At 67.2% G+C, this 13,141-nt stretch carries 12 protein-coding genes; 4 read left to right on the top strand and 8 right to left on the bottom strand.

The features are described 5' to 3' along the window. Nucleotides 1-43 precede the first annotated feature (43 nt). Nucleotides 44-2,263 (bottom strand): DNA internalization-related competence protein ComEC/Rec2, encoded by a 2,220-nt coding sequence (locus BLQ74_RS02875; protein WP_090260655.1) that lies wholly within the window; start codon nucleotides 2,261-2,263, stop codon nucleotides 44-46. A 124-nt stretch (nucleotides 2,264-2,387) separates the two neighbouring features. On the opposite strand from BLQ74_RS02875, the gene BLQ74_RS02870 reads away from it, so the two are divergent. Beyond that, nucleotides 2,388-2,918 carry a DUF2062 domain-containing protein gene (locus BLQ74_RS02870; RefSeq protein WP_090260653.1) on the top strand — a complete coding sequence of 177 codons (531 nt, stop codon included), beginning with the start codon at nucleotides 2,388-2,390 and terminating at the stop codon, nucleotides 2,916-2,918. A gap of 57 nt (nucleotides 2,919-2,975) precedes the next feature. Here BLQ74_RS02870 and BLQ74_RS02865 read toward each other — a convergent pair whose 3' ends face one another. Genes BLQ74_RS02865 through BLQ74_RS02855 form a run of 3 tightly spaced genes read right to left on the bottom strand, consistent with a single transcriptional unit; the run spans nucleotide 2,976 to nucleotide 6,172 of the window. Beyond that, nucleotides 2,976-4,226, bottom strand: a complete 1,251-nt coding sequence (locus BLQ74_RS02865) for a lipoprotein-releasing ABC transporter permease subunit (protein ID WP_090260651.1) — start codon at nucleotides 4,224-4,226, stop codon at nucleotides 2,976-2,978. A gap of 16 nt (nucleotides 4,227-4,242) precedes the next feature. Then, nucleotides 4,243-4,926 (bottom strand): lipoprotein-releasing ABC transporter ATP-binding protein LolD, encoded by a 684-nt coding sequence (gene lolD / locus BLQ74_RS02860; protein WP_090260649.1) that lies wholly within the window; start codon nucleotides 4,924-4,926, stop codon nucleotides 4,243-4,245. Continuing rightward, nucleotides 4,919-6,172 (bottom strand): lipoprotein-releasing ABC transporter permease subunit, encoded by a 1,254-nt coding sequence (locus BLQ74_RS02855; RefSeq protein ID WP_090260647.1) that lies wholly within the window; start codon nucleotides 6,170-6,172, stop codon nucleotides 4,919-4,921. The genes lolD and BLQ74_RS02855 overlap by 8 nt, the downstream gene beginning before the upstream one ends. 152 nt (nucleotides 6,173-6,324) lie before the next feature. Here BLQ74_RS02855 and BLQ74_RS02850 point away from each other — a divergent pair, with 152 nt between their 5' ends. Genes BLQ74_RS02850 through BLQ74_RS02845 form a run of 3 tightly spaced genes read left to right on the top strand, consistent with a single transcriptional unit; the run spans nucleotide 6,325 to nucleotide 7,773 of the window. Further along, on the top strand, nucleotides 6,325-6,900 hold the full coding sequence (locus tag BLQ74_RS02850) for a PilZ domain-containing protein (RefSeq protein WP_090260645.1): 576 nt from the start codon (nucleotides 6,325-6,327) through the stop codon (nucleotides 6,898-6,900). A 16-nt stretch (nucleotides 6,901-6,916) separates the two neighbouring features. Then, nucleotides 6,917-7,054, top strand: coding sequence for a hypothetical protein (locus BLQ74_RS27380; protein WP_170842753.1), 138 nt, complete (start codon nucleotides 6,917-6,919; stop codon nucleotides 7,052-7,054). Continuing rightward, the gene (locus BLQ74_RS02845) at nucleotides 7,051-7,773 is read left to right on the top strand and encodes a glycerophosphodiester phosphodiesterase (protein WP_090260642.1); all 723 of its coding nucleotides are present in this window, start codon (nucleotides 7,051-7,053) and stop codon (nucleotides 7,771-7,773) included. The genes BLQ74_RS27380 and BLQ74_RS02845 overlap by 4 nt, the downstream gene beginning before the upstream one ends. A gap of 42 nt (nucleotides 7,774-7,815) precedes the next feature. Here BLQ74_RS02845 and sthA read toward each other — a convergent pair whose 3' ends face one another. The 4 genes from sthA to BLQ74_RS02825 all read right to left on the bottom strand — a co-directional run bounded on the left by sthA (nucleotide 7,816) and on the right by BLQ74_RS02825 (nucleotide 13,140). Next, on the bottom strand, nucleotides 7,816-9,210 hold the full coding sequence (sthA, locus tag BLQ74_RS02840) for a Si-specific NAD(P)(+) transhydrogenase (RefSeq protein WP_090260640.1): 1,395 nt from the start codon (nucleotides 9,208-9,210) through the stop codon (nucleotides 7,816-7,818). A gap of 178 nt (nucleotides 9,211-9,388) precedes the next feature. Continuing rightward, on the bottom strand, nucleotides 9,389-10,399 hold the full coding sequence (locus tag BLQ74_RS02835; RefSeq protein ID WP_090260639.1) for an FAD:protein FMN transferase: 1,011 nt from the start codon (nucleotides 10,397-10,399) through the stop codon (nucleotides 9,389-9,391). A gap of 93 nt (nucleotides 10,400-10,492) precedes the next feature. Next, nucleotides 10,493-12,010: an efflux transporter outer membrane subunit gene (locus BLQ74_RS02830; protein WP_090260638.1), complete on the bottom strand. Its 1,518-nt coding sequence runs from the start codon at nucleotides 12,008-12,010 to the stop codon at nucleotides 10,493-10,495. Between the two features lie 14 nt (nucleotides 12,011-12,024). Continuing rightward, the gene (locus BLQ74_RS02825; RefSeq protein ID WP_090260636.1) at nucleotides 12,025-13,140 is read right to left on the bottom strand and encodes an ABC transporter permease; all 1,116 of its coding nucleotides are present in this window, start codon (nucleotides 13,138-13,140) and stop codon (nucleotides 12,025-12,027) included. Nucleotide 13,141 lies beyond the last annotated feature (1 nt).

Genomic DNA, 13,141 nt, shown 5'->3' with positions numbered 1-13,141 from the left:
TCACTCTAGCACAGGGTCCAGGCTCCGCCGACCGCCGCTGTTCTCATTTTTCCCTCCAGAATCCAGCCTTTTCACGGATGCCTTCCGCTGGCTTCCGCGCCCCCAGGCGAATATGCAGGGCGCCCTCCCTGGCCAGGTCGTGGACGGCGATCCCCAGCGCGGAGAAGCGTGCCAGGACTTCCGCACTGGGGTGGCCATAGGCATTGTGCCGACCACGCGAGATCACCGCGGCGCGCGGCGCCAGGGCCTGCAGGAACGCCGCCGAGGAGGACGTTCGGCTGCCGTGATGGCCCGCCACAAGCCAGTCGGCATAGGGTCGTTGCCGCGCCGCCAGCCAGGCCGCCTCCCCCGCCGCTGGCAAATCGCCGGTGAGCAGCAGGCTCTCGCCGTAGGCCTCGATCCGTAATACACAGGAGCGCGCATTGCTTTCCTCCGCCGCCGGCCACTGCCAGGTGCTGAAGCGCACACCGTCGTGCCGCCACTCGGCCTCGCGGCAGGCCTCGGCAGCCAGTCCGGCCGGCAGCCGCTCGGGCTCCCCGCTGATGAGCCGCGCCACCGGGATAGCCTCGACCACCGCGCGGGCGCCACCGGCGTGGTCGTTGTCGGCATGGCTGATCAGCAGGCCATCCAGGCGCCGCACGCCCAGGCCGCGCAGGGTTGGCAGTACCGCCAGCTCGCCGAGATCGAAATCGCCGTGGCGCGCCCCGGCGTCGTAGAGCCAGGCGTGCTGCCGCGTGCGGATCAGCACCGCGAGCCCCTGGCCGACATCGAGCACACGGACTTCGGCATAGCCCTCGGCGGGCACCGCGCCGTGTGGCCAGAACAGCGGCAGCAACAGTGCCAGGCCCAGCGGCCGCAGCGGAATTCCCGCCGGCGCCAGGCACAGCAGCACGCCGCCCAGGGCCAGGGCAATGGCCCAGGCCGGGGGCGCGATTGGCTGCCAGGCCGGCGCCAGGCCAGCGATCGATTCCAGCAGGCGGAACAGGCAATCCAGCACACCGCCGGCCAGCCACAGCAGCCACTCGCCCAGCGGCGGCAGCAGCAACAACAGGCTGCCCAGCAACGCCAGCGGCACCACCAGCAATTCCACACAGGGCACCGCCAGCAGGTTGCTCAGCGCGCCACTCGGACTCAGCGGCAGGCCCAGGGCCAGCAACAACGGGATCAGCCCAAGCGCCATCAGCCATTGTGCTCGGAGCCAGGCCCGCCACCAGGGCCAGTGTCCGAGACGCCCGGCGAAGCCGAGGATCAGCAGCGCCACCGCGGCGAACGACAGCCAGAAGCCCGGCGCCAGGCTGGCCAACGGATCGACCAGCAGCACCAGCAACAAGGCCGAGAGCAGCGGCAGCCAGAAGCCCTGACGCCGAAAGCGCAGGCGCCAGAGCATGACCATCGTCAGCATCAGGCAGGCCCGCCGGGCCGGCACCTCCAGGCCGGCAATCCAGCCATAGCCCCAGGCGCCGAGCAATGCCAGGGCGCAGGCGCAGGGCAACCAGGGCAGGCGCGCCGGCCACAGCCCCCAGCGCGCCAGTGCGGCGATCAAGGCGTAGAGCAGGCCGCCGAGCAGAGAAATGTGCGAGCCGGAGATCACCATCAAGTGCAGGGTCCCGGTGTCCTGCAGGATCGTCCAGTCGCGCTTGCTCAGACCGCTGCCATCCCCCAGCACCAGCGCGACCAGGACCGCCCCCCGGCCGTTGCTGTCCAGCGCCAGCAAACGCTGGCGCCAGGCCTCACGCCAGTCCTCGAGCACGCCGGCCGCGCGCAGGCGTTCGCCGTCCTTAACGCGCCCCGTGGCGCCGATGTGCGCGGCGGCCAGCCTGGCTTCGTAATCGAAGCCGAACGCATTGGCCAGCCCATGGGGGCGCTGCAGTGTCACGGCCAGGCGCCAGCGCTCACCAGCCAGCGGCACTGGGCCAGCACGCCAACTCAGACGCAACCGCGGCGGCAAGGGCAGGCGTGAGCGGATCTCCTCCAGCTCGAAACGGGTGACCCCAGCGCGCGTGGCCGGCAAGCCAGCGACCCGCCCCTCCAGCCACAGGGTACGGCCATCCAGCGCCGGTGCCAGGCGCTGTTGCAGTGCCCAGTGGCCGTTCAGGCAGGCCCAGGCAAACCCCAACAGCAACAGGGCCAGCGGATAACTACGGCGATACAACAACGGCAGCGCGGCGGCGCTGAGCAACGCCAGCGACCAGAGTGGCGGCAGCTCCGCGAGAAAGCGCAGGAGCAAGAGTCCGGCGGCGAGCGCAATCATCCCTGAGCGCATGGGCAAACTCCGCGTAAACCGGCGTCTGAAGTAGCATGCGGTAACACACCGCCAGGCCCGGCAACCAATGGGTGTCATCTAGCTAGGCATAATGACGGCTGTTCGTCTGCCGGAGATTTCCTCCATGCCGCGCCGACTTTTCCAGCGCTACATGCCCAACCCCGAGCTGATCAGGAACCACCGCTCCCTGCGTTTTCTCGGCCCGCTGCTGCACTCGCCCAATCTCTGGCACCTGAACCGGCGCTCGGTCTCCCGCGCCATGGGCATGGGCCTGTTCGCCGCCTTCATTCCCATGCCGCTGCAAATGCTGCTGGCCGCCGCCCTCGCCGTCTGGGTCCGGGCCAACCTGCCGATCTCGGTGGGCCTGGTCTGGCTGACCAACCCCATCACCATGCCGCCGGTGTTCTACTGCACCTACAAAATGGGCGCCTGGGTCATGGGCGTGCCGCCGCGCAGCCTGCCGGAGAATCTCGACTGGGCCTGGATCAGCGCCGAACTCGCCCTGCTCTGGCAGCCGTTCCTGCTCGGCTCGCTGCTCTGTGGCCTGCTGGTCGGTCTGCTCGGCTACCTGGCCACCGATGGTTACTGGCGCTGGTGGATCGGTCGCAGTTGGCGCCGCCGCCAGGCGCTACGCAACCTGCGCCAAGGCCTGTGAGAAGACACCCAACGTGAAAAAGCCGCCCGGAGGGCGGCTTTTTCACAGGACGCAGGGTCACTCGTAGCGCAGCGACTCGGCCGGCTGGGTCGAGGCCGCGCGCCAGGCCGGATAGAGCGTGGCGAGGAAGCTCATCGTCAAGGCCGCGGCGCATACCAGCAGCACGTCCAGCGCCTGCACATCGGAAGGCAGGTAATTGATGAAGTAGACATCGGAACTGAAGATGTGGGTGCCGGCCAGCTTCTCCAGGGTGGAGACGATGGCGGTGACGTTGAAGGCGGCGATCACCCCGAGTGTGCCGCCGACCAGCGTGCCGATCACGCCGATCACGCTGCCCTGCACCATGAACACCGCCATGATCTGCCCTGGCGTCATGCCCAGCGTGCGCAGGATGGCGATATCGGTGCGCTTGTCGGCGACCACCATGATCAGCGTGGCGATGATGTTGAAGGCCGCCACCGCGACGATCAGCAACAACAGCAGACCGATCATGGTCTTTTCCATTTTCATCGCGCCGAACAGGCTGCCCTGGGTATGGGTCCAGTCGACCGAGCGGTAGCCAGCGCCCAGTTCGGTGGCGATCTGCGCGCCGATCTCGGGGGCCTGGAACAAGTCCTTGAAGGCAATGCGCACGCTCTGCACCTGGCCGGACTGCCAGCGCAGCAGGCGCGCGGCATCGTCCACGTGGATCAGCGCCAGGGTGCCGTCCAGTTCGGCGCCGACGCGGAAGACACCGACCACGTTCAGGCGCTGCATGCGCGGCGTGATACCGCCAGGCGTAGCGCTCGACTCGGGCACGATCAGCAGCAGACTGTCGCCGACATTGACGTGGAAGCGCCGCGCGGTGATCTCGCCGATCACCACCCCGGACTCGCCGGCCTTGAGCGCATCCAGGCTGCCCGCGAGCATGTGCGAGCCGATGATCGAGACCTTCGGCTCCTGCTGCGGATCGACGCCATCCACTTCGATCGGCTGCATCATGCCCTTGAAGGAGAGCATGCCGTCGAGCTGGGTGAAGGGCACCGCGCCGACCACCTCGGGATGCTTGCTCGCCGCCGCGGCCACGGCCGCCCAGTTGTCCAGCGGCGCGCCGCTGGACAACTGCAGCACCGCATGCGGGACCATGCCGAGAATGCGCGAGCGCATTTCCTTCTGGAAGCCGTTCATCACCGAGAGCACCACGATCATCGCCAGCACCCCGAGGGTCAGGCCGATCATCGAGGTCAGGGAGATGAAGGAGATGTAGTGATTGCGCTTCTTGGCCCGGGTGTAGCGCGTGCCGATGTATACCGAGAGAGGTCTGAACATATCGTCTGCGGCTCTGTCAGGCGGCGACCAGACGGCCGTCCTCCAGACGCAGCACGCGGTCCATCTGCTGCGCCAGGCGAGGGTCGTGGGTCACCACCAGGAAGGCGGTCTGCAGCGACTGCGACAGCTCCAGCATCAGCTCCTGGATGGAGTGTGCGGTGTGCTGGTCGAGGTTGCCGGTGGGCTCGTCGAGCAGCACCAGTTGCGGGCGATTGACCAGGGCACGGGCGATGGCCACGCGCTGGCGCTCGCCGCCGGACAGCTCCGCGGGCTTGTGCTGCAGACGGTGCTTGAGGCCGACCCGTTCGAGCAGCTTGGCGGCGCGCTCGCGCGCCTCGGCGATGGGCGTGCGGCCGATCAGCAGCGGCATGCAGACGTTCTCCAGGGCGGTGAACTCCGGCAACAGGTGGTGGAACTGGTAGACGAAGCCCAGCGCGCGATTGCGCAGCAGGCCACGCTCCTTCTCGTTGAGCGCCGACAGTTCCTCGCCGGCCAGCCAGACACTGCCCTGGCTGGGGGTGTCGAGGCCACCGAGCATGTTCAACAGGGTGCTCTTGCCCGAACCGGAGCTGCCGACGATGGCGACCCGCTCGCCGGGCAGCAATTCGAGCTGCACATCGGTCAGCACGTCCACCGACTGCGGGCCTTCCTCGTATCGCTTGCCCAGGTTGCGGCAGCTCAGGACCGTTCTGTCACTCATAACGCAATGCCTCCGCGGGCTGGGTGCGTGCGGCACGCCAGGCCGGATACAGGGTGGCGAAGAAACTCAGGATCAGCGCCGCGGCGCAGACCAGGATCACGTCCTCGCGCATCAGCTGCGAGGGCAGGTAATCGATGAAATACACGTCCGAACTGAGGAATTTGTGGCCGATCAGCCGCTCCAGCAGGGCGATGGCATCACTCACCTTGAGCGCGGCGAGCACGCCGAGCACGCCGCCGATCGCCGTGCCTATGACCCCGATGACACTGCCCTGGACCATGAAGATGGCCATGATCTGCCGCGGCGTGGCGCCCAGGGTGCGGAGGATAGCGATGTCCGACTTCTTGTCGGTGACCACCATGACCAGGGTGGAAATGATGTTGAACGCGGCGACCGCGACGATCAGCAGCAGCAGCAGGCCGATCATGGATTTCTCCATGCGGATCGCCTGGTAGAGGTTGCCGTGGGTGCGTGTCCAGTCGCGCGAGTAGAAGTCGTTGCCCTTCAGCGTGCGGGCGATCTCCCAAGCGGTGCGCGGAGCCTGGAAGAGGTCATCGAGTTTCAGGCGCAGGCCCTGGACCTGGCCTTCCTTGAAGCGCTGCATGCGCGCGGCGTCCTCGATGTGGGTCATGGCCACATAGCCATCCAGCTCGCCGGCGCCGACGTGGAAGATCCCGGCCACGGTGAAGCGCTTGATCCGCGGGAAGACGCCGGCCGGGGTCACCGAGACCTCGGGAGCGACGAAGGTGACCTTGTCGCCGACCTTCACGCCCAGGTTGGCGGCCGCCTTGTCGCCGATCAGGATGCCGAACTCGCCGGGTTGCAGGCTGGCCAGGCTGCCCTGCTGGAAGAAGTCGCCGATGATCGAGACCTTGCCCTCTTCGGCCGGGTCCACGGCGTTGATCAGCACCTTCTGCACCACGCCATTGTTGGTCAGCAGGCCCTGCATCTGGATGAAGGGCGCCACCTGCAGCACGTTGGGGTGCTGCGCCTTGATCTGCGTGGCCATGCCGCGCCAGTCATCGATCGGCTGGTAGGACTCGACGGTGGCGTGCGGCACCATGCCCAGCACACGGGTGCGCATTTCGTGGTCGAAGCCATTCATGACCGAGAGCACCACGATCATCACGATGACCCCGAGGGCCAGGCCGATCATGGACGTGAGGGAAATGAAGGAAACGAAGTGGCTGCGGCGCTTGGCGCGGGTATAGCGCGTCCCGATATAGACGGAAAGTGGTCTGAACATGTAGGGCCGGTTGCTAGGGTGAAGAGAGCGTCAGTCTGACGAGGGGCATCGGGCGTTCGGTCTGCTGTCGCTGCCCGTCTTTCCGGCACGCGGGTGGCGAGGGAGGACAGGCGGCTTTACACTCAGACCATCACTGCCGCCGTGGGTTCGCCATGTCCACTCCAGACGCGGATGACCGCCGCGAATACTACCGTATCGAAGATATGCTCGCACTGGAATTTCAGCTCCTGCCCAGTGACGCGAGCCCGGCTGCGCAGGCCCTGGTGGACGATTCGCCGCTGTTCAACCTGCTCGGCGACCTGCATCTGCTGGAGTTCGAGTCGCAACACCTGCTGCGCCAGATCAACGAGCGCGACCGCGCCCTGGCCGGCTACCTGAAAGTCATCGACAAACGCATCGACCTGATCGCCCGCGCCCTGTCCCAGGGCCTGCTGCACGAAGTCGGCACGCCGCAGCGGGTGATCCTTTCCGAAGGCGGCATCAGCTTCACCGCCAACGAACCCCTGGCGCTTGGGCAGATGCTCGGCCTCAAGCTGGTACTGCTGCCGCAAGCGCTCGGCCTGCGTCTGCGCGCCCGGGTGACCCACTGCCAAGCCCGTGGCCTGGGCGAATACGAGATTGGCACGCTGTTCGCCGAGCTGAGCGAAGCCCATCGCCAACTGCTGGCCCGGCACATCCTGCAGAAGCAGGCGGCCGAACGGCGCCTGGCCAAGGCCCGCGACGAATGACGGCGGAACGAGCGCCATGCCCATCGTTGCGCGCGACCCATCGAGCAGCCGCCAGGACTATCCCGACGCCAGCGCCTGCACCAAGCACATCGAGGCGGCGCGCCGGCACCGTCCATGGACTCTGAACACTCACTCTCCCAAGGAACCCCAGTGACTCTTATTTATGGCCATCGCGGCGCCAAAGGCGAAGCGCCGGAAAATACCCTGACCAGCTTCCAACGCTGCCTCGAACACGGCGTCAAACGCTGCGAGCTGGACCTGCACCTGTCGCGCGACGGCGAACTGATGGTGATCCATGACCCGACCCTCAAGCGCACCACCGGGCGCCGTGGCCGGGTTTCCGAACACCTGGCCGAAGACCTGGTGACCTACGACGCACGGGAAGGCGGACCGGGCTGGATACGCCCCTGCCCCATTCCGCGCCTGGCGGAACTGTTCGAACGTTGCGAGTTCGAGCATTGGCAACTGGAAGTGAAGAGCGCTTCGCGCGAGCGCGCGGCACGCACGGTGCAGGCGATTCATCAATTGGTGGGGCGTTTCGGCCTGCGCGAGCGCATCACCGTGACCTCCAGCTCGCGTACCGTGCTGCGGGCGCTGCAGCAACTGACGCCGGATCTGTCGCGTGGACTGGTCGCCGAATACGACTGGCTCGACCCCTTGAAGGTCGCCGCGCACTACGGCTGCGATCTGCTGGCGCTGAACTGGACGCTATGCACCCCGGAGCGACTGCTCAAGGCGCAGAAACAGGGGTTGCACGTGTCGGTGTGGACGGTCAACGAGCCGGCCCTGATGCGCCGGCTCGCTGATTTTGGCGTGGATAGCCTGATTACAGACTTTCCCGGTTTGGCCACTGCCACGATCGGGAATCGCTGAGCAGATTCCCCCCGACCGGCTCAGGCCGCCGGTCGGAGTACTTCAAAAAAGCCGGTTGAGGCCGTCGAACGCGGCAACCCGGTACGCCTCGGCCATGGTCGGATAGTTGAAGGTGGTGTTAACGAAGTACTTCAGCGAGTTCTGCTCACCCGGCTGGTTCATGATCGCCTGACCGATGTGCACGATCTCCGACGCCTGGTCGCCGAAGCAGTGCACGCCCAGCACCTGCAGGGTGTCGCGGTGGAAGAGGATCTTCAGCATGCCCACCGGCTCGTTGGAGATCTGCGCGCGGGCCATGCCCTTGAAGAAGGCCTTGCCGACCTCGTAGGGGATCTTGGCCGCGGTCAGTTCCCGCTCGTTCTTGCCGATCGAGCTGATCTCCGGGATGGTGTAGATGCCGGTCGGCACGTCGTCGATGAAGCGCCAGCTATCGTGCTCGACGATATTGCCGGCGGCCGAACGGCCCTGGTCGTAGGCAGCACTGGCCAGGCTCGGCCAGCCAATCACGTCACCGGCGGCATAGATGTTGGAAACCGAAGTGCGGTAGTTCTCGTCGACTTCCACCTGGCCACGGCTGTTGACCTTGATGCCGACGTTCTCCAGGCCCAGGCGATCGGTGTTGCCGGTACGGCCGTTACACCACAGCAGGGCGTCGGCCTTGATCTTCTTGCCCGATTTCAGGTGCAGGATCACGCCATTGTCCAGACCTTCGACGCGCTCGTACTCCTCGTTGTGGCGCACCAGCACGTTGTTGTTGCGCAGGTGGTAGCCCAGGGCATCGGAAATCTCGTCGTCAAGGAAGCTGAGCAGTTGGTCGCGGGTGTCGATCAGGTCGACCAGCACGCCCAGGCCGCTGAAGATCGAGGCGTACTCGCAGCCGATCACGCCGGCTCCGTAAATGATCAGGCGGCGCGGGGTGTGGCTGAGGGAGAGGATGGTGTCGCTGTCGTAGACGCGCGGGTGGTTGAAGTTGATGTCCGCCGGGCGGTAGGGACGCGAACCGGTGGCAATGACGAACTGGTCGGCGACCAGGCGCTCGACCGCGCCACTGGGAGTGACCACCTCGACGGTGCGCTCATCGACGAAGCTGGCGGTGCCGTTGAACATGTCGATGCGGTTGCGCGCGTAGTAGCCGGTGCGCGAGGCGACCTGCTTGGTGATGACCTTCTCGGCGCTCTTCAGCACGTCCGGGAAGGAGAACCAGCGCGGCTCGCCGATCTGGCGGAACATCGGGTTGGTGTTGAACTCGATGATCTGCTTCACCGAGTGGCGCAGCGCCTTGGACGGGATGGTGCCCAGGTGCGTGCAGTTACCGCCGACCACGCGACGGCTGTCCACCACCGCCAGCTTGCGCCCGTACTTGGAGGCGTTCATCGCCGCCCCCTCGCCCGCCGGACCCGTGCCGAGAATCACCACGTCGTAGTTGTAGACAGCCATGCGTACTCCTTAGAACAGGCCGGGACGCCCCAGCGGCGCTCCCGGCGAAGTCCCGGCGCCAGATGCGCCGGGCTCAGACGATCGATGATGGCAGCTTAGCCGTGCCGCAAAGCGCTGCACATTAGCGCTTGGTCGGCAGGTAGGCGAATTTTCCATCCACTACATGGCACGGCAGCCTTCAGCGCCGCGCCGGTTCCGGGAAGAGCTCGGCGAAGCGCGCGGTGGCGCGCGAGGCGAAGCCCAGCCCCTGGTGCACGATGAAATAGGCGGCCAGCCCCTGTTGCTCGGCGAAACGATAGCCCTCGTCGGGACCGAGCACCATCAGCAGGGTCGAGAGCCCGTCCGCGTGCAATGCCGAGCGGTCGACCACGGTCACCGCCGCCAGTTTGTGGCGCACCGGCGAACCGCTGCGCGCATCGAAGGTGTGCGAATAGCGCTGCCCACCCTCCTCGAAATAATTGCGGTAGTCGCCCGAAGTGGAGACCCCGTAGCCGTCCAGTTCCAACGAGCGCTCGACGGTACGCTCGCGCTCGCCGCTGGGCACTTCCAGGGCCACCCGCCAGGGCGAGCCATCCGGCTTGTGCCCCACCGCCTTGAGTTCGCCGGTGATTTCCACCAGGTAGTCGCGTACACCCAGCTCGGCCAGGCGCGCGCTGACCCGGTCCACCGCGTAGCCGGCGACGATGCTGTCGAAGTCCAGTTGCGCGGCCACGTCCTTGCACACCCGGTTGCCCTCGACATGCAGGTGCCGGTAGCCGACCCGCGCCTGCTCGCGCGCCAGCGCCGCCGCGTCCGGCACCGCTTCGCTGCGCGCCTGCGGACCGAAGCCCCAGAGGTTCATCAGCGGTTCCACCGTCAGGTCGAAGGCACCGGCGCTGGCCACGGACAGCTCATCGCCATAGCGCAACAGCGCCAGCATGTCTTCCGGCATGGCCTGGCAGGCGCCGGCCGGCAGGGCATTGAAGCGCGACACCTCGGAATCGTCACGGTAGGTGGAGAAGTGCCGATCGAGCTCGCCGAGAATCGACTCGACCTCGGCCTGGACACGTTGCGGCGCCGGGCTGCGTTCGGTCGGCAGGTACTGCACGGAATAGCTGCTGCCCATGGTCGGCCCGGTGAAGCGCTCGATGCGCTCGCCGCAGCCGCTCAATGCCGCCAGCAATACGCATAGCCAAATGCCCCGTAACACGCCACCTCCGATTGACCGGCCTGGAATCAGGCGGCGACCATTTTACCCGAAGCTGCGCCGCTTACTGTTTACCAACCGGCAAAGGTTCGTTGCTCAATCCGCGTTTTCCCGCCCCGTCTGGGCGACGGGCGCGCCGCCGCCGAGCGCCTTGTACAGCGCCACCAGGGCCAGGCGCAACTGGCTGTCGCTGTCGACCAGGTCGCGGCGCGCCTGCAACCAGTTGCGCTGCGCATCCAGCTCGACGAGAAAGTCGGTGAGGCCGCCGGCATAACGCGCCTTGGCCATCTCGTAGGCCTGGCCGGCGCTGCGCAGGCGCGCCTGCAACTGCTGGTTGCGCTGGCGCTCGGCGCCGTAGCCGCTGAGCGCATCGTCGACTTCCTGCCAGGCCTTGAGCACCGTCTGCTGGTAGGCCACCGCGGCTTCCTGCTGTTGCAGCTTGCGCAGGGTCACCTGGGCGCGCCGCCGGCCATTGTCGAACAGCGGCAGGCTCAGGCTCGGCCCCACCGCCCACTGCCGGCTGCCCCAGGCGGAAACCTGGCCGCCCTCGAACGACGAGTAGCCGAAGCTGGCGCCCAGGCGCACGCTCGGGTACAGCTCAGCCACCGCCACGCCGATAGAGGCGGTGGCGGCATGCAGTTGCGCCTCCGCCGCCTGGATATCCGGGCGCCGCCGCGCCAGCTGCGACGGCAGGCCCGGACTCAGGTCGGGCAGGCCGGCCGGCGCCGGGGCCGGGGCCGGGGCGGCCAACAGTCCTTGCAATTCGCCGGGGCGGGCGCCGAGCAGAACGCTGAGCTGGTTGAGCGCCTGGGTCTCGCCCGCCTGCAATTGTGGCAAGCGCGAGCGCAGCTCCTCCAATTGACTGCGCTGGCGCACCAGGTCGAAATCGTCCACCAGGCCACCATCGGCGCGCGCCTGGACCAGGGCCATGGATTCCTCGGTGGCACGCAGGTCTTCCTCGGTCACGGCGATCTGCTGCTGCACCCGGCGCACCTCGAAGTAACCGCGCGCGACCTCGCTGGCCAGCAACAGGCGCGCCTGCTCGAACAGCGCGCGCTGTTGCGCCACGCTGGCGTCGGCCGCCTCGATGGAGCGCCGCACGCGGCCCCAGAAATCGACCTCCCAGGAGGCATCGAAACCGGCCTCGTAAAGGGTGAAGGGCTGCGCCAGGGCTTTCACCAGTTCGTCGCTGTTGCTCGGCGCGATGCTGTCGATCATCTTCGCGCTGGCGCCACGCTCGCTCTGCCGCTGACGCTTGATATCCGCCGTGGCGTCGACATTCACCCCGCGCTGTGCCGCCACCATCTGCCGCTGCATGCGCGCCTGCGCATAGCGCAGCGCGGCGCTGTGCAGGTCGGGGCTGGCGCTGTCCGCGCGGCGCTGCAGCGCATTCAGGGTCGGGTCGGCGAACGCGGTCCACCACTGCGCCGCCAGCGGCTGCCCGGAGCCGCCGCTTCCGGCCAGCAGTTGCGGCGCCCCCGAATGCTGCGCCGCCCAGCTTGCCGGCGCCCGCACCTGCGTGGCGTGGTAGTCCGGCCCTACGGCGCTGCACGCGGCCAACGCCAGCACGCTGAGCGGCCAGAAGGAATGCGGAATACAGCGGAACGCTGACATGGCGGCCTCTGCGCTCAGGCGAGTCGGTTGCGGAACAGCCAGGCGGACAGCGGCAAGGTCACCGCCGCGACGCCGAGCATGGGTACGAGGTCGTGGGCCACGCTGGTCAGGCCGGCCCCCTCGAGATAGATGCGCTGGATCAGGTCGATGGCGAAGCGCAGCGGATTGACATAGGTCGCCATCTGCAAGCCTTCGGGCATGTTGCGCACCGGGGTGGCCAGGCCGGACAGCAGCATGATCGGCATGACCAGGACGAAGGTGTAGAGCATCGCCTGCTGCATGTTCAGCGATACCGCCGAGATCGACAGGCCGAGGCCGACGCAGGACACCATGAACACCAGCAGGCCGCCGTAGAGGTCGAGCAGCGAGCCGGCCATGGGAATACGGAACCAGAACAGCGCCAGCAGCAGCACCAGGCTGGCCTGCACCAGGCCGATGATGATCGGCGGCAGCGCCTTGCCGAGCATGATTTCCAGCGGCGAATAGGGTGTCACCAGCAACTGGTCGAAGGTGCCCTGCTCGCGCTCGCGGGCCACCGACAGGGCGGACAGCATCAGCGTCTGCAGCATGCTCAGCGAGGCGATCAGCGCGGGAATCAGCGGCCAGCGGGTTTCCAGGTTGGGGTTGTACCAGGCGCGCGTCACCACGCTGACCGGCGCCGCCGCCAGGCCACGCTCGCGGTTGAAGGCATCGACGATGCTCGCCAGCCCGGCCGCCGCCGAGCCGGCGGTGGTGGAGTTGCGCCCATCGAGGATGACCTGCAGCGGCGCGCTGTCGCCATGGTTCAGGCGCTCCTCGAAATCGGCGGGAATCTGCAGCACCAGCAGGGCCTTTTCGGCATCGATCACCCCGGCTATCTCGCGCGGGCTGTCCAGGGTCGCCACGCGCTGGAAGATACCGCTGCCGTCCAGCCGGTTGGCCAGGCGCATGGATGCTTCGCCCCTGCTCAGGTCGAGCAGCGCGTAGGGCGCGTTGTTGAGGTCGAAGGTCACCGCATAGCCGAACAGGATGCCCTGGGTCAGCACCGGGGCGATCAGCACCACGCGGTTGGCCGGGTCCTTGAGGATGACCAGCAGTTCCTTGCGCCAGAGGTTGGCCAGGCGGCGAAAGAAATCGACGAAGGCATGCATG

Source organism: Pseudomonas panipatensis, from assembly GCF_900099785.1.
In the GTDB taxonomy this organism is placed as follows: domain Bacteria; phylum Pseudomonadota; class Gammaproteobacteria; order Pseudomonadales; family Pseudomonadaceae; genus Pseudomonas; species Pseudomonas panipatensis.
The sequence above is the reverse complement of the archived record's forward strand: the minus strand, read 5'-3'. Positions and strand labels throughout refer to the sequence as shown.